Origin of the sequence: Treponema sp. OMZ 305 (assembly GCF_024181325.1) — a bacterium.
Classification (GTDB): domain Bacteria; phylum Spirochaetota; class Spirochaetia; order Treponematales; family Treponemataceae; genus Treponema.
On the sequence record NZ_CP051300.1, the window covers coordinates 2,521,642 to 2,546,328 of the forward strand.

Annotated in this window: 18 protein-coding genes; 6 read left to right on the forward strand and 12 right to left on the reverse strand. The window is 43.3% G+C overall.

What is annotated here, in order from left to right:
* Positions 1–106 precede the first annotated feature (106 nt).
* From ABK01_RS11195 to ABK01_RS11210, 4 genes are all read left to right on the forward strand, one after another.
* Positions 107–1,912 (forward strand): ABC transporter ATP-binding protein, encoded by a 1,806-nt coding sequence (locus ABK01_RS11195; RefSeq protein WP_253675688.1) that lies wholly within the window; start codon positions 107–109, stop codon positions 1,910–1,912.
* Complete coding sequence (locus ABK01_RS11200; protein WP_253675689.1) at positions 1,909–3,675, forward strand: ABC transporter ATP-binding protein; 1,767 nt, start codon at positions 1,909–1,911, stop codon at positions 3,673–3,675. The genes ABK01_RS11195 and ABK01_RS11200 overlap by 4 nt, the downstream gene beginning before the upstream one ends.
* Positions 3,672–4,265, forward strand: coding sequence for an L-2-amino-thiazoline-4-carboxylic acid hydrolase (locus ABK01_RS11205; protein ID WP_253675690.1), 594 nt, complete (start codon positions 3,672–3,674; stop codon positions 4,263–4,265). The genes ABK01_RS11200 and ABK01_RS11205 overlap by 4 nt, the downstream gene beginning before the upstream one ends.
* Positions 4,266–4,590: 325 nt before the next feature.
* Positions 4,591–5,067: a hypothetical protein gene (locus tag ABK01_RS11210; protein WP_253675691.1), complete on the forward strand. Its 477-nt coding sequence runs from the start codon at positions 4,591–4,593 to the stop codon at positions 5,065–5,067.
* A gap of 25 nt (positions 5,068–5,092) precedes the next feature.
* Here ABK01_RS11210 and ABK01_RS11215 read toward each other — a convergent pair whose 3' ends face one another.
* From ABK01_RS11215 to ABK01_RS11230, 4 genes are all read right to left on the reverse strand, one after another.
* Positions 5,093–6,763, reverse strand: coding sequence for an ABC transporter permease (locus ABK01_RS11215; protein WP_253675692.1), 1,671 nt, complete (start codon positions 6,761–6,763; stop codon positions 5,093–5,095).
* A gap of 2 nt (positions 6,764–6,765) precedes the next feature.
* Positions 6,766–7,878, reverse strand: a complete 1,113-nt coding sequence (locus ABK01_RS11220) for an ABC transporter ATP-binding protein (RefSeq protein WP_253675693.1) — start codon at positions 7,876–7,878, stop codon at positions 6,766–6,768.
* 98 nt (positions 7,879–7,976) lie between these two features.
* Positions 7,977–9,041, reverse strand: a complete 1,065-nt coding sequence (locus tag ABK01_RS11225; protein ID WP_253675694.1) for an extracellular solute-binding protein — start codon at positions 9,039–9,041, stop codon at positions 7,977–7,979.
* Between the two features lie 33 nt (positions 9,042–9,074).
* Complete coding sequence (locus ABK01_RS11230; protein ID WP_253675695.1) at positions 9,075–9,794, reverse strand: N-acetylmannosamine-6-phosphate 2-epimerase; 720 nt, start codon at positions 9,792–9,794, stop codon at positions 9,075–9,077.
* Between the two features lie 169 nt (positions 9,795–9,963).
* Here ABK01_RS11230 and malQ point away from each other — a divergent pair, with 169 nt between their 5' ends.
* Complete coding sequence (malQ, locus tag ABK01_RS11235) at positions 9,964–11,685, forward strand: 4-alpha-glucanotransferase (protein ID WP_253675696.1); 1,722 nt, start codon at positions 9,964–9,966, stop codon at positions 11,683–11,685.
* A gap of 52 nt (positions 11,686–11,737) precedes the next feature.
* Here malQ and ABK01_RS11240 read toward each other — a convergent pair whose 3' ends face one another.
* Complete coding sequence (locus tag ABK01_RS11240; RefSeq protein WP_371922011.1) at positions 11,738–13,609, reverse strand: MFS transporter; 1,872 nt, start codon at positions 13,607–13,609, stop codon at positions 11,738–11,740.
* 170 nt (positions 13,610–13,779) lie between these two features.
* Between ABK01_RS11240 and ABK01_RS11245 the strand changes: the two genes are divergently transcribed.
* Positions 13,780–13,980, forward strand: coding sequence for a hypothetical protein (locus ABK01_RS11245; protein ID WP_230974469.1), 201 nt, complete (start codon positions 13,780–13,782; stop codon positions 13,978–13,980).
* 289 nt (positions 13,981–14,269) lie between these two features.
* Here the strand turns inward: ABK01_RS11245 and ABK01_RS11250 are convergent, their stop codons facing one another.
* From ABK01_RS11250 to ABK01_RS11280, 7 genes are all read right to left on the reverse strand, one after another.
* On the reverse strand, positions 14,270–16,213 hold the full coding sequence (locus tag ABK01_RS11250; protein ID WP_253675699.1) for an ABC transporter ATP-binding protein: 1,944 nt from the start codon (positions 16,211–16,213) through the stop codon (positions 14,270–14,272).
* Positions 16,206–17,972: an ABC transporter ATP-binding protein gene (locus tag ABK01_RS11255; RefSeq protein ID WP_253675700.1), complete on the reverse strand. Its 1,767-nt coding sequence runs from the start codon at positions 17,970–17,972 to the stop codon at positions 16,206–16,208. Before ABK01_RS11255 ends, ABK01_RS11250 begins: the two co-directional genes overlap by 8 nt.
* A 69-nt stretch (positions 17,973–18,041) precedes the next feature.
* A complete protein-coding gene (locus ABK01_RS11260; RefSeq protein WP_253675702.1) occupies positions 18,042–18,644 on the reverse strand; it encodes an MptD family putative ECF transporter S component in 603 nt (200 codons plus the stop codon).
* A 251-nt stretch (positions 18,645–18,895) separates the two neighbouring features.
* Complete coding sequence (locus ABK01_RS11265; protein WP_253675704.1) at positions 18,896–19,618, reverse strand: energy-coupling factor transporter transmembrane component T family protein; 723 nt, start codon at positions 19,616–19,618, stop codon at positions 18,896–18,898.
* Between the two features lie 5 nt (positions 19,619–19,623).
* Positions 19,624–21,093 carry an ABC transporter ATP-binding protein gene (locus ABK01_RS11270; RefSeq protein WP_253675705.1) on the reverse strand — a complete coding sequence of 490 codons (1,470 nt, stop codon included), beginning with the start codon at positions 21,091–21,093 and terminating at the stop codon, positions 19,624–19,626.
* Positions 21,081–22,805 carry an ABC transporter ATP-binding protein gene (locus ABK01_RS11275; protein ID WP_253675707.1) on the reverse strand — a complete coding sequence of 575 codons (1,725 nt, stop codon included), beginning with the start codon at positions 22,803–22,805 and terminating at the stop codon, positions 21,081–21,083. Before ABK01_RS11275 ends, ABK01_RS11270 begins: the two co-directional genes overlap by 13 nt.
* A 22-nt stretch (positions 22,806–22,827) precedes the next feature.
* The gene (locus ABK01_RS11280; RefSeq protein ID WP_253675708.1) at positions 22,828–24,687 is read right to left on the reverse strand and encodes an ABC transporter ATP-binding protein; all 1,860 of its coding nucleotides are present in this window, start codon (positions 24,685–24,687) and stop codon (positions 22,828–22,830) included.

Sequence of the window (24,687 nt, forward strand, 5' to 3'; positions counted from 1 at the left end):
CTTAAACGGGAGTTTTTCCATTCCCTCTCCACTCCCTTGACAAAATCTCCGCTTTCCTATTTTATATCAGTGATATATATCATTGATATAAAACAATGATGAAAGGATGGAAAAATTGTCAAAAACCGGCGAACATACTGCGGAAAAAACCGCTTTACAGTATCTATTGGAGCTTGCAAAACCCTGTAAGAGGCTTCTCGTCACTTCCGTGATTTTTGCCGTATTGGGCGCAGCTGCGGGAATTGTACCATACCTTGCCGTATCCCGCCTTATCATTCGGATATGCGCACGGGATTATACCCTACAGGCAATTTTTGTAACGGCACTTATTGCACTTGCCGGGTATCTTGGACAGCTCTGTCTGTCTACACTTTCTACGATACGTTCTCACCGTGCGGCGTTTACCGTGCTGAGAAACATCCGTATGCAGCTGACGGCAAAGCTCTCTCGCGTTCCGATGGGTTTTATACTGGATACTCCATCCGGTAAATTCAAAACAATGCTGGTTGATACGGTAGAAAAACTGGAATTACCGCTTGCCCATATCATACCGGAACTGACGGCTAATCTGCTGATTCCTTTTTTAATGTTAGTCTATTTCTTTTATCTTGATTGGCGGTTAGCGCTTACCGCTTTTGCAACTTTTCCGCTCGGTCTTATTTGTTATATGGGGATGATGAAGGACTACGAAAAACGGTATGCAAAAGTTCTTACAGCAAGTAAAAATATGGATGCCGCAACGGTTGAATATATTGGCGGCATTGAAGTGATAAAAGCCTTTAATCAAAGCACCGTATCATATCGGAAATATACTGAGGCAATAGCGGAAAATGAGAATGCGAAAGCGGAATGGTTTAAAAAGACCAATCCCTACTACGCTGCGGGAATTGCAATTGCTCCTTCCAGTTTATTAGGTGTGCTGCCGCTCGGTTGTTGGTTTTTCATACACGGGAGTATATCCGCCGGAAGTTTTATATCGTGCATCATCTTATCGCTCGGTCTTATTGCACCGCTCATCCAGGCGCTGCGTTACACGGACAGTCTTGCAATGGTAGATTCTACCGTAAAAGAAATTGCGAAACTGTTGGAAGCAGAAGAAATGAACCGTCCGAAGAATGCTGTGCCTATCAAAGAAAATACTATTGCATTTTCTCATGTATCGTTTGCATATAGCGATACGGAAGTTTTGCATGACATTTCATTTCAAGCGGTTCCGAATGGAATGACTGCATTTGTCGGACCGTCCGGTTCGGGAAAATCTACCATTGCCCGCTTAATAGCCTCGTTTTGGGAAGCAAGCAATGGTTCGGTTATGATAGGCGGCTGCGATGTACGAAACATTCCGCTTTCGCAAGTGATGGAGCTGGTTGCGTATGTTTCGCAGGATAATTATTTGTTCCATTTATCTATTCGGGAAAATATACGGATTGGGAAACAGGGCGCTACGGATGCCGAGATAGAACAGGCTGCAAAGAAAGCAAGCTGCCACGATTTTATTAGCGCGCTTCCTCAAGGGTATGATACGGTTGCAGGCGACGGAGGAAATAATCTTTCCGGCGGAGAGAAGCAGCGTATTGCAATCGCACGCGCAATACTAAAAGACAGCCCCATCATTGTGCTGGATGAAGCAACCGCTTTTACCGATCCCGAAAATGAAGCCGTCATTCAGCGTTCCATCGGAGAACTGGTTGCGGGAAAAACGCTGATAGTCATTGCGCACCGGCTTTCGACTATCACGATGGCAGATAAAATTATCGTTATGAATCACGGATGCATTGAAGCGGAGGGTAGGCATCAATCGCTGTTGGAATCGTGTGAATTGTATCGCAAGCTTTGGAATGCACACATCAGCGTAAGCGACAAAAAGGAGAACGGTTTAACTTCAACCGCTGCTTTAGGAGAAATTGTATGATTAATATGTTTAAACGATTGTTGCATTTTTCAGGTGCGGAAAAAAGAAGATTGATACTCTCTTTTATTTTTCATATCGGTAATTCGTTTTTTGAGATGCTACCCATTATGGCAATTCTGACGGTTCTCTCCGGAATCCTTTCCGCCATTTCAGGAAATGAGATGCCGTACAAAACGATCTGGGTCTCACTCGCAATTATGCTGCTCAGTGTTGTGGGAAAAATTGTTTTTATCAATATCGCTTCTATAAATAGAACATTGGGAAGTTTTGCCATGTGCAGCGAGTGGCGGATGAACCTCGGTGAAAAATTAAAGCGTGCACCGATGGGGTATTTCAGTGAGCATCGATTAGGAGACATTACCGCTGCGGTTACCACCACACTCGGCGATCTTGAAACAAGTGCGGTAACGGTACTGGAGGCGGTCGCAGGCGGATTTATTCATGCCTTTGTTATCAATGTATGGTTGTTTGTTTATGAATGGAGAATTGGCGCGCTGATGCTTGCAGGTCTTTTAATCTCGTTTTTAATTTATGCAAAAACACAAGCTGCGGGAGAAAAATATTCACCGCGCAGACAGGCGGCGCAAGCACAACTGGTAACCGGTATTTTGGAATACATTCAAGGGATGACAGTGGTAAAAGCATTCGGACTCGGCGAGCAATCCGGTAAAACGGTTGATGCAGCAATCAGTGAAAGCGCAGCGGCAAATATCATTTTGGAAAAGATTTTCTCCGAACTCGCAGCTGCTTTTCAAACAATATTCAAAGTGGTTAGAGCGGCAATACTCATTACAGCGCCCTATCTTTTAATGCATGGAAATATAACACCGGAAAAGTGTTTGTTGCTGACTGTCGCAAGTTTTATGATTTATGCAACGGTGGAACTTGCCGGAAGTACGGCGGCTGTTGCACGGGTAGTTGATGCATCCCTTGACCGGTTGGAAGAAATATCGGATATGCCGCTGTTGGACGAAAACGGTACGGAGCATATTCCGAATAATTATGACATTACGGTTCGGAATATTTCTTTTTCGTACGATAGAAATGATAAAAAAGAAGTGATACGGAATGTCGATTTTACGGTGCCGCAGAAAACAAGCTGCGCGATTGTCGGACCGTCCGGTTCGGGAAAAACAACACTGTGTAATTTAATTGCACGTTTTTGGGACGTCAGTCAGGGTGAAATTTTACTCGGCGGTATCAATGTTAAAGATTATACATGCGACAGTCTTTTGAAAAATTTTTCCATCGTGTTTCAGCACGTATACCTGTTTGAAGATACGATAGAAAACAATATCCGTTTCGGTAAGCCGGATGCAACGATGGACGAAGTGATTGCCGCAGCAAAAAAAGCCTGCTGTCATGATTTTATCTCTGCACTGCCGGATGGGTATCAAACGAGAATCGGCGAAAACGGAGCAACACTGTCGGGGGGAGAAAAGCAGCGTATCTCCATCGCGCGGGCAATTCTCAAGGATGCGCCTGTTGTTATTTTAGACGAAGCGACTGCCAGTGTCGATCCTGAAAATGAACACGAGTTGCAAACAGCTATTGAGGAACTGACAAAAAATAAAACGCTCTTGATGATTGCGCATCGATTGAATACGGTACGCAAAGCGGATCAGATTATTGTGCTTGATGAAGGACGCATTGTGCAGCGGGGTACTCATGCCGAACTTATGCAGCAGGAAGGTTTGTATCGCCGTTTTGTCGGTATCCGCGAAGAAGCAATCGGCTGGAAGATTGATCGGAGAAATGTATGAAATATAAAAGATTTTATTCGCGCAGAGGCTTCGTTGATTCAGGGAAATTAACGCCGCACATATTAGAGCATATAGATGCGGCGCATAAAGAAAAAATGCAATTTCTTATTCAGGAACTCGATCGCGGAGCATGGACAAAAAAACAAAAGGAGCGGCAAAAGAGCAGTATCATATCAAACATAGCGCTTTATAAAGCTTTTATCGACAAAGAAATTCCTGCGCAAGAGGCAAAGGAATTGGTAAAAGAATATTCTTTTTATATTGCCGGAAAAGCCCACCGTATTTTGAACGCATTGTTCCATATTCCCGGCTTTTTTAAACTGTTCCGTTTTTTTATGAGAAAGGGAATGACCGGTGAAGAAATTTGGATAAGTAAAACATTAGCCGACAATGCGAATGAGTATTCTACGGATGTTTTAAAATGTCTTTGGTTTGATACCTGCACCCATTTTGACTGCCCGGAAATCTGTGAGATATTTTGTTTATGCGATCATATCGTCTTCGGAAATATAAAAAAATTGCAATTCGATAGGAGCGAAACATTAGGAATGGGCGGTAAAAAATGCGACTTTTGTTTTCGCTCCTGTTAAAAAATAGGGAACCTCTAAAAACCGCAAGCCTATCGGCTTGTTCTGTAAGGAAATGATTTATCATATCCGCTAAAGCGAATTGCGAATCAGTTTTTTAGAGTTGAGCTTTGCTCACCGGTTTTCCTATATACTATAAAGCGGTTCGGGCAATTATGCAAGTTCAAGGATGCAGTTCAAGGATGCAGCACAATCGCATCAGGTACTTTTTATCTATCCTGCCTGATGTATTTGCCCGTCGTCTTTTCATAAACGTGAAGGTATGGTACACTTTTCTCAATTATAAAATATATCCAAAACATTAATTTTCCTATAAGCGAGGTTATCAATGAAATCATTAAAAAATGCAAAACAGCTCATACTCTTATTCGGTGTAATCGTATGCGTAAGTTATTTATCATCTTGCCAAACGGCAAATAATGCTGCTAAGGCAAAAGAGGAGCCGCAGGTATCCGGCGAAACCTCAAATTCGAAATCCGGTTTATATCGTGCCATGGCAGAAGGGGTAACAAAGCAATGCCCCTTGAAAGTTGATGAGGCGACCACGCTAACAAAGCTCGAGTATAAAGAGGAACAGCACGCACTTGCATACACATATCTCTTCTCCGGCGGTGTTTATGAAGAGTTAGACGCGCAAACGTGGGCTGTCGTCCAAAAAACAGCAACAGAGATGCTGAAAGAAAAGCTCAAGACTAATCAACCGGTTTCACAAGTAAGAAGCGATGACCTTACATTAATGTACATTTATAAAGACAAAAACGACAAAGAACTATTTGTCGTAACGCTTCTGCCCGGCGAATATTAACGGAAGCTTGCCTATATTGCGAGCATCAGAACGCGATCTTTTTATCTTTTGATACTCGCATAAATATGATCAGTGTCAGTACGGTCATCAATGTGAGAATAGCGGACATCGCTGCCGCAATCCCGTAATTTCCTCGTGATACATACGTGTAAATCTGAATTGTCAGTGTTGTCGTCCGGTAGTTGTATAAAATAACGCCGGAGGACAGTTCCGTAATAATTGCAATCCAGCTCAATAGGGCGCCTGAAATAATGCCGTTAGACATCATCGGCATCGTTACCTTAAAAAAAGCCTTCATTTTACTGCATCCGAGCGATAAAGCCGCTTCTTCAATTGACATCGGAATTTGCTGCAATGTGGCGACGGACGAGCGGATGGTGTATGAACAACGCCGTATTACCAAAGCAATGATCATGATTGCGGCGGTTCCAACCAGCACTATCGGTTTCCGGTTAAATGCAATGACAAGCGATATACCGACAACAGCGCCGGGTATGACATACGGAATCATCGACAACGTGTCTATTGTTCGATTTACGATATTATCCCGTCTAATGACCAAATAGGCAATTAATACGGAAAAGAGCACAATCAGTATGATGGCTGTCCCGCCGATTAAAAAGGTATTTGGAATGGCATTTTGCAGTTTGGCGAAGGCATCCCGATAACTTTGCAGCGAATATCCGCTGACAAACAGCTTTCCCGACGCTTTTCTAAATGACGTATAGATCACATAGAGTTGCGGAGCATAGGCCGTAAATACCACGATATAGCAAAAAGCGTGAATCAAAAAACTTTTTATTCCGTGAATTTCTTTTGATTGAATCGGATGCAGCGCATTCATCGTAAATCTGAATTTATTGTTAAAGTACCGCTGGATAAGGAATATCAGTGTGGTGATCAGAATACCGATAACCGCCACTGCGCAGGCAAAATGAGTATCGCCGCCGGTTTCGCTCATAAATGAATTATATATTTCAACAGGAAACGTCCGGTATCCTTCTCCGATAAAAAGCGGCGTTCCGAAATCGGCAAACGCGCGCATAAATACCATAAGAGCCGCGGCAATAATGGTCGGCATGCATAAGGGGATTATCAAGGTAAAAAACCGTTTAGCTCCCGAGCAGCCCATATTTTCACTTGCCTCTAAAAGGGAATTATCGATATTCCTGAGCGCACCTGAAACATACAGGAAAACGAGAGGGAAAAGCTGTAAGCAGAGCACAAGCATTATTCCTCTGAAGCCGTATATGCTCGGTATTTTAATACCTGTCAGACTTTTGATAAAATTCGATATAAGACCGTTTCTGCCGAGCAGCAAAATCCACGAATACGCTCCGATAAAAGGCGCTGACATACTGCTCATGATGATGACAATCTGCAGCATTTTAGCGCCTTTAATTTTATACATATTCATAAAGTAGGCAATCGGAACACCGATCACTAATGCCAAAAAGGCTGCCGAAATACTGACTTTAAAAGAGTTAGCTATGGTTCCGGCATAATACGGGCGGGATAGAAATCTTTCAAAGTAACCGAATGTCAGTTTCCCGCTCGGATCTACCGCGGAATTACGCAACAGCATAACAAGAGGATAGATCATAAAAAGAGCAAATAAGAAGAGAATGCCCAAAGAGATAATAGTCCAAATATCTTTTTTCGGTTTTACTCTTCCACTACTGATGACGGTTTTCATATTCACACCTCCAGATCGTTCTGTACGCCGAGAACGATATTCCTCTTACCGTCGCCGGTGAATATGTTTATTTTTTCTTTTTTTACCCCAAGAGTGATTGACGCGCCTTTCGGTATGGTGCTGTCAATTTCCGATTCCGTTACAATATTCAGTTTTGTTCCGTCTCTTAAGTGTACAAAATAATGTGTGTTAAGACCGAGGAAAATACAGTCGTCGATGACGGCAGAAATACCGCTGCCGTTTTCTTTTTCAATAGTAAACTCCTCAGGCCGTATGGAAATTTTTATATTTTTTTCGGTTTTAAACTTATCTTGGATAGTATCAACCGCTATTTTGTCGCCGGTCGGTAAAACAAGAAGGGTAGTACCGTTTTGTATTTCTATTGTACCGTCAAGAATGTTGGTATGTCCGATAAAGGTCGCAACAAAAAGGTTAGCCGGCCGTTGATACAGATCTTTCGGTCTTCCGATATGCTGGATGAAACCTTTATTCATAACCGCAATCCGATCGGAAACAGCCATTGCTTCTTCTTGATCATGCGTAACATAGACAGTCGTAATACCGATTTTGTTTTGAAGTTCTTTTATTGTCGTGCGCATTTCCACACGGAGTTTTGCGTCAAGGTTTGACAGCGGTTCATCCATAAGCAGAACACTCGGTTTAATAACGAGCGCACGGGCTAACGCTACACGCTGCTGCTGTCCGCCGGAAAGATTTTCGGGCATTCTGTCTTTATACTCATCAATTTGCATGAGCTTTAAAAACTTATCAACTTCTTTTTCTATTTCATCCTTAGGCAGTTTTCGATTTTTGAGACCGAAGGCTACATTAGCTTTTACCGTCATATTGGGAAAGATAGCATAGTTTTGAAAAACCATTCCGATATTTCTTTTTGCAGGGTCTTTGTCATTGATTCTATCTTCATCAAAGTAGAAATCTCCGCTTTCGATTGAATTAAATCCGGCAATCATTCTAAGAAGCGTTGTTTTACCGCATCCCGAAGGTCCGAGGAGCGTGAAAAACTCTCCCTCTTTAATGTTTAAAGAAAGGCCGTCTATAACTGTATTTTCTCCATATTTTTTTACGGCATTTTTTATAGAGATGTTTACGCTCATTTCGTTCTCCTATTGAGTTACTGCTTGTCCCCTCATACGAGGATGAACAAGCAGTAATTTCGAGTATCTCTAAACGATTCTATTTGTTAGAGGTTTTCTTATTTTGTAACTAAATCGATCCACTTTTCCTGCCATTCTTTTTTGTGTTCTGCGCAATAATTGATGTCTTCATATGCGACATTGATGGTAGAAAAGGCGGGCATATTTTTACTGGTATTCTCGACAGAGGTCATCACAGGTCTGATTGTCGTCGGTGCATAACCTTTCTGTCCTTCTTCGGAAATGATAAAGTCGATGAAAGCTTTTGCGTTATCCATGTTCTTGCAATTTTTAACAATCGCCGCGCCGGCCGGAAGCCAGACCGCTCCTTCTTCGGGATAGACAACCATCAGATTCGTCGCTCCGTCTTCAAGCAGGCTGATACAGGGGTCTTCATAAGATACGCCGACTGCATATTCGCCGTCTGCAGTGGCTTTGTAAATCTGACTTGACGATGAGATAATCGACCCGTTCAGCTGCTTAACGAACTGTGCAACAAATTCCCAAGCTTTATCGTCATAGGGTTTCTCTCCCATAACAAGGAGCATATTGGTCAATTCCGCCCATGCGCTTGAGGAAGCCGCGGGATCTCCCATTGCAATTTTTCCCTTTAATTCAGGCCGCAGAAGGTCTTTATATCCTTTAAATTCTTCCGGCTTCAAACCGATCTCTTTAAAAACATCTTTATTGAGAAGGAGCGCGGCGCTTCCGGACAATTTCGTGTAGGTGAAATAGCCGTTATAGCTTTGATATGCTTCGGGCAGATTTTTATCATTCGGCGAAACATAGTGCTCGTAAAGATCGGGATGATCTTTCCAGAATGCAAGGTTCACCGCACCCCAGTTGATGTCGGCTTGCGGATTTGATTTTTCCGCCTCAAGTCTGGCAAGAACGTCGCCGGTACCCATTGACTGGAGAATAACCTTGATACCCGTAGCTTTCTCGAAAGCTGGAACAACGGCGGCTATTTCGGAATCGGAATTGGGAGAGTAAATAACAACTTCTTTACTCGTCTGCTTGCCGGTTTCTTTTGCAGCTGTCTGATCGGCGTCTTTCTTTGCACAAGCAGCAAATGAAAACAGCATCAGCGCAGCCGTAACCAATAAAAATAGTCTTTTTTTCATACTACCATCCTCCTATTGATGATGTTATTGTTTTTAATTTCGGCTTTCCGCCGAAGTATTGATCGCGTGCACAAATCTTTCTGCTATTTCTTTAGGGCGGGTTATTGCGCCGCCGACAACAACTGCTAGGGCGCCGAGTCTGAGCATCTCGGCGGCATCCTCCGGCCTATGAATACGACCTTCTGCAATAAGCGGAACCGCAATAGAGGTCGTTATCTTTCTCGCAAGTTGATAATTCGGGCCGTCGAGTATGGTTGCGGAATTATCGCCTACATAACCGTTCATCGTAGTGCCGACAAAATCGATTCCTGCCGCCGCCGCGTTGTACGCATCTTCAAAAGAAGCACAGTCCGCCATCAGCAGCTGATGAGGATATTTTTTCTTTATCGCACGGATGTATTCCGAGGCAGTTAGGTTTCCCGGCCGTGATAACGGAGTACAATCGATAGCAATGACCTCGCAGCCAACCGCTACAAGCTGATCAACCTCATCCATAGACGGGGTAATATAGGCTCCAAAACCTTCATAATTTTTTTTGATTATTCCTATAACGGGAAGATTCACTTTTGTCTTTATGTCGGTAATATCTCTTATTCCGTTACACCGGATACCTTTAGCGCCTGCTTCTTCCGCAGCTTTTGCCATAAGGGGCATAATACCGCCTTCCGGCCTATAAAGAGGTTCCCCCGGAAGGGCTTGGCAGGACACAATAAGCCCGCCCTTTATGCAGGAGATGAAAGCTTCTTTTGTCATATTGTATAACGTAACTCCAATATAATAATAGGACATACTCTCACTTTATAGTATAAAAAAAGTATACCATCCCTTCTTATGAGTTGTAAAGGAAAAATTTTACCATTTTTGGGATATTAGCACTTTATAATAAATATGATATAATTTGTCCCTACCAATAGGAGGTACTATGCGTTCACAGCTTTTAAACCGTTCTGCAGGAATACTGCTCCATCCCACTTCTCTTCCGAGTAATGAAGGGATTGGAACGCTGGGAAAATCCGCGTATAACTTTATCGATTGGCTTCATTCCGCGCATATACGGCTATGGCAGGTACTGCCGCTCGGGCCGACCGGCTATGGGGATTCTCCCTATGCGGCATTTTCGAGCTTTGCCGGGAACCCATTGTTGATCGACTTGGAAACACTTTCGGAACAAGGATATTTGACTGCCGACGATATAAAGCTACCGGAGTACCTTTCTACGGACGGTAATATCGACTTCGGCTCGGTAGTCTATTGGAAAATACCACTGTTAAAAAAAGCCGCATCAAAATTTCTTAACAAGATTAAAGAAAAAGAAAACACCGCCGATGCGGAATTGGAAGAAGCCTTCCGGCATTTTAAAAAGAAAAAACATCTTGGCGACTATGCCCTCTTTATGTCGATTAAAGAGGTATATGATGTAAAGGCTGCTCAGGAAGGACTCTTTGGAAAACTGTGGAACAATTACTGGCCGAAGGCTCTTGCCTGCCGCGATTCGGAAACGTTAAACCACTGGGCGCAGGAGCACTTGCACGAAATTGAATTGTATAAGGTTATTCAATTTTTCTTCTTTGAACAGTGGACTCATCTTCGACGATATGCAAACGAAAAAGGTATTTCGATTATCGGGGATATCCCGATTTTCGTAGCCCCTGATTCTTCTGATGTATGGGCGAATCAAAAACTTTTCCAGCTGGATGAAAACGGCGTACCGACAGCGGTTGCCGGAGTACCGCCAGACTATTTTAGCGCAACGGGACAGCTCTGGGGGAATCCGCTCTATAATTGGGAGGCGATGAAGGCTGATAAATACCGCTGGTGGATTGACCGCATTGACGCATGTTTGGAACTCGTCGATTATATTCGTATCGATCACTTCCGGGGCTTTGAAGCGTATTGGGCGGTACCATTCGGCGCTCCGACTGCGGAAAAAGGAGAATGGCTGCCCGGCCCCGATCATCTTTTTTTTGAAGCGGTACAGCGCGCCTTGCTCAAAAAGAACAGCGAATATGCCAAAGGTTTGCCGATTATTGCCGAAGACCTCGGTGTTATTACGCCGCAGGTGGAGCGTCTCCGCGACGACTTCCATTTGCCGGGAATGAAAATCTTGCAGTTTGCATTCAGCGCCGCAGAGGTGCGGGAAGCCGGCTTTACCGATGCCTTTTTGCCGCACCGGTATACGCAAAACGCTGTCGTGTACACCGGTACGCATGACAACACGACACTGCGGGCATGGCTCGATACGCTTTCGCGGGATGATTTTGAAGTGCTATTGTTCTACCTCTACGGTGAAAGACCTGCCGCCGAATTACTTGACGAGCTATTTTCGGCTGAGAGTACCGCAGTGCAACGCAATGCATCCGAAGCGGCACAGTCTATGACCGACGACGGAACAACCTTGCAAGCTGCTGCTTTTAAAGACGACCTCTGTGCCGAGCTGATTAAGCAAGCGTTTTTCTCGGTAGCGGTCTTTGCCGTTATTCCATTCCAAGACCTGTATGCGCTGGGGGCGGAGGCGCGCATGAACGAACCTTCTACCCTTGGGAAAAACTGGACATGGCGGATGCCGCGCGGCTTGCTTACCCCCGAATGTGCCGAATGGCTGGGCGATTTAGTTATCGCATCCGGCAGGTGCGGGGAAAAATAGTTAGAGAACTCTTATTTGGACAATCTAAACGAAGAAAAGATCGGCACTCCATTCAGCAATACTTTTTTCCGATTAACAACTCACATACGGCTTTTGTCTGTGCATCGGCATCTTGTTTGCTGCCGCCGGATTCAAGCCTTTTAATTTCGTTCAAAATGATTTGATGGTTTTCCGGTGTAACCTTAAATTGCGAAGCGAATAAAATGCCGAGCAGCAACATACAGACCGGCAACACAATAAACATCACCCTGATTTTATTGAGCGTTTCCTGTTTTTGTTTCGGCTTTTGAACCTGCCCGATACCCGAATACTGAAAATCGATTGTATCCAATAACACCTTCAAGTCATATAAATCGGATTTTGTATAAAATTCAGACGGAGATATTTTCTTATAAACGCTTTCGTCTTTTGTGTATGAAGACACGACAAGAAATTTGTTATCCGCTTGAACAAAGTCGGCGGTATGAAATGACGGTACGATAAAATTATCAAATACACTTACCGGAATTTCCGTAAAAGAAGCATTGTTTGCAAAAAAAGAAACAACTTCTGCACTCGCGGCATCTTTATGTTTTTGGTAAACCTTTTTTATTATACCGTCCGTATCTTTACTGATATATTTCAGATGCATATTACCGTCTTCATACAACGTATAATATTTTTCTATTTCTGAAAACGGTATCGCGGTATTTTTACAAAGTGTTTCGGCTTCTGCAAATTGGCTTTGCGTTAAAATTGAAGGCACAGGGTTTTTATATCCTATTTTACCCAACCCAATGCCGATAGTCGGCATAATAATTAAACCTAAAAACAGCTTCCGCGCAAGTGTCATCGCCGCTGAATACGTACCTGTACGCTGTTTTCCACTCATCACGCGGTCTATATCGGAAATAAACGGCAATAGTTGGTGAGGAATTAAGTTATTCGCCGATATACCTATCCCCATAAGCACCATATTTAATATCACCGGAACGTTGCCGGAAGTAGGAGTATGAAACCCCATCAATAAAATAGCGATGATGAATACGGTAAGCGCTGTAATGTACACAGGTTTATGCCCTTTTCGATTGATAAGATAGCTGTGCACCGGCAGCGTTATCATCATGCTAATAAGAAGACTCCCTTGCGCGATGACAAAGATACTGCTCTTGTTTAAATAATCGACAATATAAAAGAGTACAAACGACATAAAGATATCAAGTGCGCCGAAGGAGCACACGTACATCGCAATATGAAGTCTACACGACTTATTTTTGAATAACGATAAGAAGTTTTTAACAAATGACTGGCTTGATTTTTCCACGCCTTCATCTTGAGGCAGTTCCCATGTTTCAAAATAGAGCGGAATCCACGGGAGAGCAAAGATGAGCGCAAATACGCAGCCCATTATAAAATACCCGTACGCGCTTCCGTTAAAATGATCGATAATCGGCTGCGCCAATAACCCGCCGAGCAGCGTTGCCACAAACGAAAACATCAGGCGGGTGCTGTTCAGCTTATTCCGCTCCGAAAAATCTTTTGTCATTTCAGCGCTTAACGATGTATACGGGATAGAGGACACGGTCGCAACCGTAAAAAAGATGATATAGGCAACGGTATAAAAAATAAATTTCCCCGTTTGGCTTTCTATCGTAACCGGAAACCAAATCAAAATAAACGATAGGGCTATCGGAAGAATGGAAACCAAAAACCACACGCGCCGTTTTCCGAACCGCGTCCGCGGCGTGTTATCGGAGATATATCCCATCATCGGGTCGGAAACCGCATCCCACACCTTACCGATCGCCGGAATTAATCCCGCCAATGCGGGATGCACCCCGATGACGTTTACCAAATAATACATTGAAAATGTCGTAACAATAAAAAAGCAGCCGCCCCCGTACAAATCTCCGCCGCCGTATGCAAGATATGTACGCCATGTCATTTTTCTTTCTTTTATGTTCATGCACCTATGATACAATAAGGGGTATTATATTACAACCAGTCCTTTTGAAAATAGAACCAAAGAATAAGCCGTTTAATACATTTCCTTTCTGTGGATATACTCATTTTCATTCCCGAGGACGATGATAAAACGGAAACGCTCGTCTCCTCATGAGCGAACAGTTGGAGATAGACGAATTGGAAGAATGCATAAAAGCAAAATCAAACGTTCCATTTTATCCCGCAGTCGATGCCAGCCTCAATAACCCCTGCAACAAAAAAGATAAGAATGCAATTTTCAGAGCATTGGGTTTAGACGACGATCTTGATTATGAGGGTAATTTAAAACTGCATGAAAAACTCAAAACGTAGTTGATAGCAAGGCGCCCTGCTCCGAAACAGAAGTTTCCAAGCACATCCATGCCAAGTTCAAAAATTGACTTCCTTGTCAATTTTTGAACGCGAGTTTTTTGCAAGGCAAAAAACATCGCTGCTACGTAGAACCACGGACATCCCTGTCCGTTCTGATACGTTGAGGATCTTCAGAAGCGGCACGGATGCCGCGCGTATTAAGAAGAAACAAGTTTGACACCGGTCAAACTTGTGTTCAGCGAAGTACACGGACGTACTTTGCTGAACGAGCAACGAAGTAGATGCCCGCCTATTTGTCAAAGTCTAAGGCGCCCGTATACAGTTGATAATACCGTCCCTTTTTGGCAATAAGGCTTTCATGTGTGCCGCGTTCGATAATTTCGCCGTGATCCAATACCATGATAACGTCGGAGTTCATGATGGTGGAAAGGCGGTGGGCGATGACGAAAACGGTTCTGCCTTCCATCAGCCTATCCATACCTTTTTGGATGAGCGCTTCGGTTCTTGTGTCGATTGAAGAGGTCGCTTCATCCAATATCATAACGGGCGGGTCGGAGACTGCGGCGCGGGCGATGGATAAGAGCTGCCGCTGTCCTTGCGAAAGGGAGTTTTTGTTGCCTTCAATAACCGTGTCATATCCGTGGGGCAGCATCGTAATAAAGTTGTGAGCATTGGCAAGTTTTGCCGCTGCGATACACTGTTCGTCGGTTGCATCCAAGTTGCCGAAGCGGATGTTTTCCATAATAGTGCCGGTAAATAAATTCACCTCTTGCAATACGATACCGAGCGAACGCCGCAGGTCTGCTTTCTTAATGCGGGTAATCGGTATGCCGTCGTAGGTAATAGTCCCGCTGTTAATATCGTAGAAGCGATTGATCAAATTGGTAATCGTTGTTTTACCCGCACCTGTCGCGCCGACAAATGCAACCTTTTGTCCGCGCTCCGCAAAAAGATTTATGTCCTTCAGAACGTTTTTCTCAAGGCTATAACCGAAATCGACATGTTCAAAAATAACCTTGCCCGTCAGCCGGGTTAAAGAAACCGCGCCGTCTTCACGTATTTCCTTCCACGCCCATACACCCGTGCGTTCAGCTGCTTCGGACAAGGCGCCTGCTTCTTCCCGTGCGTTGACAAGCGTAACGGTACCGGCATCTTCCTCCGGCGATTCGTCCATCAGCGCAAAAATCCGCGAGGCTCCTGCAACCGCATCGATTACTGAATTGAGCTGATTGGATAGCTGAGAAATAGGATTGGTAAAGCTCCGTGACAGCGTTAAAAATGAAGCGATGGTGCCGAGCGTCAGCGTATTGATGCCGGCGATAGTCGGATTGGGAATTTTTGCAATAGCAAACCATGCACCGACAAGCGCAACAATCACATACTGAAAATATCCCAGCGCATTCATAAAGGGCATGATGATATTTGCATACGCATTTGCTTTTGCGGCACTTTCCTGCCATGCGGCATTCTTTTCTTTAAACTCAGCTTTTACCACTTCTTCCCGGCAGAACACTTTAATCACTTTCTGTCCGTTTATCATCTCTTCAACATAGCCGTTGAGCTGTCCGAGCGTATCTTGCTGCCGGACAAAATAGAAGCCGCTCTTTTTTGCGACAAACTTAATCACTTTCAAAATAGAAAAGATGGAAGCGACAACGATGACCGTCAAGTACACACTCTGATACAGCATTGCACAGAACACGGCGATAATCGTACACACGGAAGAAACAAACTGCGGCATTGACTGCGTAATCATCTGCCGGAGCGTGTCGGTGTCGTTGGTGTAGCGGCTCATAATATCACCGTGCGTGTGCGTGTCGAAATACCGGATCGGCAGGCGCTGCATCTTTGCGAACATCTCATCGCGGATCCGTTTGAGCGTCCGCTGCGCCACATTGATCATCAAACGGCTGTAAATCCATGAACAGAGGACACCGGTGCCGTACACCGCCGCCATAACGATGAGCACCCGTAGCAGTCCGGTAAACACCGGAGTACTTTGCGCAAGCAGCGGCATAATATACTGATCAATCAATACCTGCAGAAATAGAGAGGCAGCGGCGGTTGCGCCTGCGCTTAATAAAATACAGACCGTCACAACCGCAAGGATGCCCCTGTATTGTTTCTGATAAGAAAGCAGCCGTTTGACGGCAGGCATGGAAAGCTTCATTTCCGGTTTTGCGGTTGGGCTTGTTGCCGATTTTGCACCATTAGCAGGTTTCATATTATGCATCGAAACCTCCGATTTTTCCGTCAGTTCCTTTTTGTTGCGTTTCAAAGACTTCTTTATAGATGGCGCTTGTATGCAGCAATTCATCATGTGTGCCAACCGCAGTAATTGCACCATTGTCGAACACGAGGATTTTATCCGCATGTTGTACGGAAGAAATCCGCTGTGCAATAATGATCTTTGTTGTGTCGGGTAAGAAGTCTTTAAATGATTTTTGAATCAGCGCATCCGTTTTGGTGTCTACCGCACTGGTTGAATCATCCAGGATTAAAATTTTAGGTTTTTTGAGCAGCGCCCGCGCAATACAGAGCCGCTGTTTTTGTCCGCCGGAAACATTAGCGCCTCCCTGCTCGATACGGGAGTTATACCCATCCGGCATTGCTTCCACAAATTCGGCAGCGCAGGCAAGGCGGCACGCTTCGGCAATGTCGGCATCGCTTGCATGTTCATTCCCCCACTGCAAATTACTCTTTACCGTACCGGCGAACAATTCGTTTTTCTGCAACACCATCGCCACCGCATCCCGCAGCGTTTTTATGTCGTAGTCTTTTACGTTCACCCCGCCGACGCTGACCGAACCTGCGGTAACATCGTACAAGCGGGGTATCAGCTGCACAAAAGAGGTCTTGGAAGAACCCGTACCGCCGATAATTCCAACCGTCTCTCCCGACCGGATACTTATGTTTGCATCATCGATGACTTTTTTATCAGCACCGGCGGTATACATAAAGTCGGCATGGGCAAATTGAATGTCGCCGTTTTTTACCGCCATCACCGGATGCTCGGGATTTTTAATATCCGGCCGTTCGTTCAAAACTTCGGCAATGCGTTCCGCAGATGAGCGGGAAATGGTGATCATCACAAAGACCATCGAAAACATCATCAAGCTCATCATAATTTGAGAGGCATACGAAAACAGCGCCATCAGCGATCCGGTAGTGAGCCCTTGCGTCGCATTGTTCCCGCTCGCAACAATCTCCTTTGCACCGAACCACGAAATCAAAATCATACAGGTATAAATACACAGCTGCGCCATCGGCATCATCAGCGTAATATACCGCTCCCCTTTTGAAAAGCCCTTGTAAATCGATTCGGAAATGTTTTCAAACTTGGTAATTTCGTACTGTTGCCGGTTAAAGGATTTTACCGCCCGGACACCGCGTATGTTTTCCTGCACCACATTGTTGAGTTTATCGTAGGTTTTAAAAACAGTTCTGAATATCGGGTGCACCTTCCGGATAATCAAAAAGATACCGAGTCCCAAAAGCGGAATCATACAGAGAAAGATGAGGGAAATGTTCACACTGATTCTAAACGATGCAATCATCGCAAAGATCATCATCCCGGGTGCGCGCACGGCAAGTTTTACCAGCATCTGATAGGAGTTGAGCACGTTTGTTACATCGGTGGTAAGCCGCGTTATGATGGAAGAAGGTGAAAATTTATCGATGTTGGAAAAAGAAAAAGTCTGCACGTTGCCGTACATATCCTGCCGCAGATTTGCTGCAAAACCCGCCGATGCCTTTGCTGCGGTAACCGACGAAAACACCCCCGTCAGTAATTGAATAAGCGCAAAGACCAAAAGCGCCGCCCCGTACTTGAACACCGTTTGCATTGCACCGGCTTCAATTCCAAAATCAATGAGATACGCCATACAGGAGGGGATGATAATTTCAAACACCACCTCCGTAATTGTCAGCAGCACTGCGATAACGGATGTCCGTTTATATTCCCGCAGGCTTTTTGATAAAGTCTTCAGCATGATGACTTATCGTAGCACAGTCTAAAAAAAATGAATATACGGCGGATTTGAATATAAATTGAAATGCCGCTATATCACTCCCGCTTTTTTAAAATGCTTTTTTAATATCCGCATAGAAAGCCACGCTCCCGCGAAACTTGTTATAACCGTCAATGCAATCATAGAACCGTACATCTGCCATGAGCCTACAACGTGCAAATACTGTTGTAAAGCTTCATCCGTTAAATGTAAAATCTCCTTTCTTTGCACAAAGTATTCTCCATGCGAAAGATACATAGGCAGGGTGAACAAGGCTGTCTGCAATGTGGAGCCCAACACATAGGACAGAATAATTGCTTTTTTATCTTTGTACTTCATCGTTGACGCAAGAGTCTCCGCAATGAACCAGCCGATAATTGAAAGGCCGACGCCTATTCCGTTTGCTGCCATAAATCCCGGTAACACAATGATTGTTCCCATAATAAAAAAGATGCCCGTTTTTCTTACCTTTGATGCCGCCAGCATAAATGCTATCGATACAAAAAACAGCGTAATCGGGATATTGGCTATCGTTCCGAAAAGTGTTAATGCAGCGAGTGCTCCCGTAATAAAGAAAATCAATAATGCAACCGCAGCGAAGATTCCGATAAAAATAAAATCCCGTGCATTCAATTTGTTTGTCTTTGTTTCCATGACATTCTCCTTACATTTATATTTGCTTTGAATATTTTGTTTTATCATATTATATTTTTAGGGCGACTTTTTGCGACACATCGCAAAAAACAGGCTTTTCGGGGTTCCGCTATCGCTCCATTCCTGCGGAACAGCCCCGCCACGGATGGCGGTTGGTTTGAACAGTATCGAGTTTTTGTACAAAACTCGCAGTTGATTTTTGTACATGGATGTACAGAAATCGACGGGGCACCCCTTCAATCCTTGTCGCATTAAAACATAAACTCCACCCTATTACTAAACTGTAAGTACGATACCGCGCCCACAGCAATAGCCGTACATAATCCGTATACAAAATCCGTTTTCGTAAATTTGAGCGGATAGATATTTGTTCTGTTTTTATAATTTTCAATTCCTCTCAGCAAAACCGATGTGGAAAGTTCCTCAGCTATGCGAAGACTTCTAAATAAAATCGGAACAATTATAAGTTCTAAAGAACGAATGGGATGAATTAAAAACCGTAAGCCCGAAATAGAAATTCCTCTTATTTTTAAACTGTCTTTTAAACAGCCGTAATCTTCTTTTAAGGACGGGAGATACCTAAATACAACGATTAAGGGAATTGCTATTATGTTTGGAAATTTCATCGTCTGCATAGCCGATATAATAGAGGGCATGGAAGTTTTCTTTTTCAAGAATATAATCATCATAACCGCAATAACGAATTTTTGAATAAAATAACTTAAAGATACAATCATGAGAGCAATTGTCGAATTCGGAATATAATGAATATAAAACATCGACACGGCAATGATACTATACATTCCGCTATATAAAACGGATTCACGATAAGCGAGTACATCCCATAAATAGAAATTACAAATAATAAGTAAAACATGTGAGGGGAGAGGCTTATTGACGGCAAGACCGAACGAGATAAAAATAAATACAATGCCGAGTACCGTTCTTGGATCCAACTCTTTTTTTACATTCATTTTCATCACCTACCTTTACTTAAAAGTTCCCAAAGTTTCTTCTTAGTATCATTATTGAGCTTAAAATCAGCTTGTATACTTCCATCTTGGAAATAAACAATTCGATTACAAACGGATAATAAAAATTCATAATCATGCGAGATTATAAAAAAAGTTTTATCGGTATCGGAAATTTTCAAAATGCGTTTTGATACTAAGTCCATTGAGTTTTTATCTAAGCCGCTCGTAGGCTCGTCAAAAAATATTACGTTACTTTCGCTGCTTACCGCAGTTGCAATAGTCAATATTTGTTTCTGACCTCTTGATAGCGTCATCGGATGTCTATCCTTAAAATCAAGAATTTCAAACCTTGACAAAATAGCGGCTTTTTCTTCGTCTGTAAGCATTGCACCGGATTTTCCAATACTGAGTTCTTTATTTACACTTTCCGCAAAAAGCTGAAAATCGGAATCTTGCATAACAAAATAGACCTTCCCTAATCTTTTTTTATAGACATATTTTTTACCTTGGATAAAGACAGTGCCGCTTGTTTCCTTTAATAAACCCGCACAAATTCCGGCAAAAGTTGTTTTGCCGACTCCGTTCTCACCTATAATTCCTATAATCTCATTACCGAATGCAGTAATTGATATGTCTTTTAAGATACCGGTATTTTCTTTTTTTGAATGAAAGTATGAAAGATTCTTAACTTCCAAGATCGGAGTTTTCATAATCTTTTGCTCATTGTGGTTGACCACTTCCAAATCATTCAAATACAAGCTTCTAATATCCCGATGTTTTCGCTGTATATCTATGAGGGATTGGGATGAATATTCTCCTTCAATTTTTCCATCATTAAGCACAATGATACGATCCAATAACTCTGTAAGATAAAACAATCTGTGTTCCAATACGATTATGGTTTTTCCATTATTTTTCAATTCTCTTAAAATGTCTTTTAAATCAAAAATAGACTGTATATCTAAATTTGCAGTAGGTTCATCAAATAAATAGACATCCGGATCCATAGCATAGCACGATGCAATCGCCACTTTCTGTTTTTCTCCACTGGATAGTTTAAAAATACTTTTTTCTTTTAAGTGTTCTATCCCGAAAATCCGTAAGCTGTTTGTGACGCGCTGTTTTATCTCATCTTTGTTCAAAAGCATATTGCTGCAGCCGAATGCCGCTTCACTAAAAGGATCGGTCATAAAAAACTGACTTCGCGGGTCTTGGAATACAGTTCCTACCTTCTTGCCTATCTGTGAAAGCTCCAAATTATTGATCTCTTTTCCACCTATATAAGTGTCTCCTGTTAAAGAGCCTTCGTAGTTATGCGAGATAAGGCCGTTGATAACAGAGCCGAGTGTGCTCTTCCCGCTTCCGCTTTTTCCGGTAATGACAACAAATTCTCCTTTTTTTATTTCGAGGTTTATATTGTCGAGAATGAGAAGACCTGTCCTTGTTTTATACGAAATATTTTTTAGCGAGAGCACATTCCGCTCCCGTATTGTGCTTTCCAAAGCCGAGCATAGTAAGCGTCCTTTTCCAAAAGTTCATCGTGTTTTCCTTTTTCGATAAGACAGCCTTTTTGAAATACAAGGATTTGATCTGCCCTTTGAATAGTCCTTAAATGATGAGCGATCACTATGACCGTTCTGTTTTTTGCAAGTTCTGTAATACCATCCTGTATTAAAGACTCGTTTACGGGATCGACATTACTGGTCATCTCGTCGAGGATTAAAATCGGAGCGTCTTTTAAAAAGGCGCGTGCAATGGAAATCCGCTGTCTTTGCCCGCCGGATAAGAGACCTCCGTTTTCACCTATATCCGTTTCATAGCCTTTCGGCAAGCTCATAATAAAATCGTGAATCTTTGCCTTTTTTGCAGCTTCGATGATTTCTTCTTTCGTTGCCCCTTTTTTACCTACTCGGATATTTTCTTCGATGGTGTTATCGAAAAGCTGCACATTTTGCATAACAATGCTGATACGATCCAAAAGTTCATCGTAGGGAATATCTCGTATATCAATTCCGCCGAGCGTAATACTTCCGCCTTGCACATCGTAAAACCGCAACAGCAAATTCGTAACCGTCGTCTTACCGCTTCCCGATTCTCCTACAAGCGCGGTCATCGTTTTTTCCGGAACGGAAAAAGTTACTCCATTCATTTTGAACTCATCTTCTTCATAAGAAAACTCTACATCTTTAAAAACAATATCGTTTTGTGCAGGAGTAACTCCGTCCGTTTTATCGGCTATTACCTCGGCATGAAGAATTTTTCCCAAGCGGTGATAGCTGTCTACGGCAGACACATAATACATATAGTGCGTTTCCATAGCTGCAAAAGGTTTATAAAATTCTTTTGAAATAACTGCGATAATCATAAAACTGAGCACATCAATGCTTCCGCGTAATGCGGCAAGACCGGAATAAATGAAAAGAACAAAATACCCTGCATCGATTAAAAACGAAAAGACCGAAAGCTGGCTTGCCTTAAAACGGGAAGCAGCCTTACTTGTTTCTCCGAATTTTTTTGTCTTTTCAAAAAGTTCAGTATCCAGACTTTTATTATGCGAAAAACTTTTGAGCACCGGAATACCGCGTACATATTCAACAAATAAACTCACCATATCGGCAAGAGCGGAATTATTGTTATGCTCCGTTTTTTGTGCTCCCTTAATTGTGTAAAAAAGGTAGGCAAGCGGAAGCGGAATCGACGCGGCCATAACAAGGGCTGCTTTAAGGTTGATAAAGCAAAGACCTATAAATACCGCAAGAGCAATGAGAAAATCACCGAACATCCGCGGCAACATATGACCGACCACCATAGACATATTGTCCACATCTTTATGAAGAATTGTATTTAATTCTCCCAGCCGTTCATTCGTATAAAAGGCCAAACTAAACAGCTTTAATTTTACAATCATCCGCTCCCGTATTTGCTGCACCACATCAAAGCCGGCTCCGTGCTTTTTTAAGTCGGCAATCATATTGCAAAGTCCCTTAAAAACGACCAAGCCTATCAGCGTTGCAAAAGCCCCGTAGAGTCCCTGCACATCAATCCCGGCAGCAATCTTAAACAAAATCGCAAACACCGTAAGTAACATCCCCACAGAACTCAATCCGTACAAGGTAAAAAACAGAGAAGAAATACATACATCGATTTTTCCCCGCTTACTCAAAAATGCAAATAATTCTTTATACATAAACACTCTTCTTATCCAATTGTTAATTAGGAATTAATTCCCCCGCGACTTCCCATCCGGCGGCTTTTTGTTGTTCTTGTATCATCTCAAAGTAGGTGCCGCGCTTTTGCATAAGTTCCGTATGCGTCCCTTTTTCTTCGATACGGCCGTTTTTCAATACGATGATTTGATTCGCATTGCGAATGGTGTTCAGTCGATGAGCGATGACAAAGACGGTTTTATCCTGCATCAGCGTATCCAAGGCGGCGTTGATTTTCCATTCGTTGTCGGCATCGAGTGAGGCGGTCGATTCGTCTAAAAGCACGATGGGCGCATTTTTTAAAAGAGCACGGGCAATAGCAATGCGCTGTCTTTCGCCGCCTGAAAGAGCAGCCCCGCCTTCCGCAAGCATAGTGTTATATCCGTCAGGCAACTCGCTGATAAACTCATGACATTGAGCCGCCTGTGCCGCAGCGATAACCTCCGATTCCGAAGCATTGGGCTTTCCGATTTTAATATTATTGTAAATGGTGTCCGACAGTAAAATGCTGTCTTGAAATACCGCACTGACGGACTGCAAAAGCGTATCGGGTTCTGTTTCTTTTATATCCTTTCCGCCGATTTTAACCGTACCTTTTTGCGGATCCCAAAAGCGGGCTATTAAATTGGCAATCGTGGTTTTGCCTGAACCTGACGGGCCGATGAGAGCAGTTACCGTTCCCTGCTTTGCCTCAAAAGAAATGGAATGCAATACCGCTGTTTGTTTTGCACCGTCTGTTTCCCGTTCGGTATTAGATTCACCGCTTTGGTTTTGAAACGTATGGAACGGTTCTCGATAAGAAAATGAAACATCCTCAAAGGAAACGTCAAAAGGCTGTCTTTGTTCCCGCCCTGTTTTCCGCGCCGTTGTGCCGGTATTTATCTTTGAAGTTCCGGCAGTTTGTACGCACGGTAGGGGTTGAGCCGTATACGCTTTTTGCACATGTTCCGCCGCGGGCTTTAAACCTTTTAGTAAACCGTATGCGTGTTCAAATGAAATCAATACCCCCGAAAGCGCAAGGCTCATCAACATAAAAGCGGTGAGTTTTTCGGGGCTGACCGATCCGCTCTTCAGAATATATACGGAAGATAAAAGAGCAAGCGGCAGTAAAAAGTGAGCTGCTATAAAATAGACGGCAGCAGGCAGCGAAAGTTTTATTTCCGCTTTGATATTGGTTTTTCTTACCGTTTCCAACGACTGCAGCATTCTGTCAAATTTTTCTCCGGTTAGATTATACGCCTTAAACACTTTTATTCCTTTAATGTATTCCAGCACAATGGAAATCATACGAGCGGTGAGTCGATGCTTTTCATTTCCGAAATGTTCCGCCAAGCTGTTTCCCCAGTGCAAAAACGGAACAAGCACAAGGAGCGTTATTGTTTGCGCTATTGCCAAGGGAACATCGATACAATACATACCGATTAAAATCAGCGCCGCCGTTACCGCAGTTTTTACCAGTGCGGGAAGCGTATGCGTAATGATCAGTTCAAAATTGGTAATATCTTTTACAAGGGTTTCCAAAAGAGCGCCTGAACTGTGCCGGTTAAAATAGCCGAGGCTTAACGCGCGATAGTGATTTGCCAAATCGAGCCGCATTTGCGCACATACTTCCGCCCCGCGAGCAAAGCAGAGGTAGTAACCCGTGCGGTAAATAATTAAACGGAATACCACCGCTCCTAAACAAATCAGCGAATAAGTAATGATAATTTCTCCGGTCAATGTGTTACGTACTAATCCGACCACCGTAAAATAGAGCATAATGTATAAGAGCATACCGCCCACGGAATCAAGCGACATTAAAATAATCGGCAGCCTTAATTCTTTCCGTTTTTCTTTTAATATATGTGCAATCAGTTTTAACAT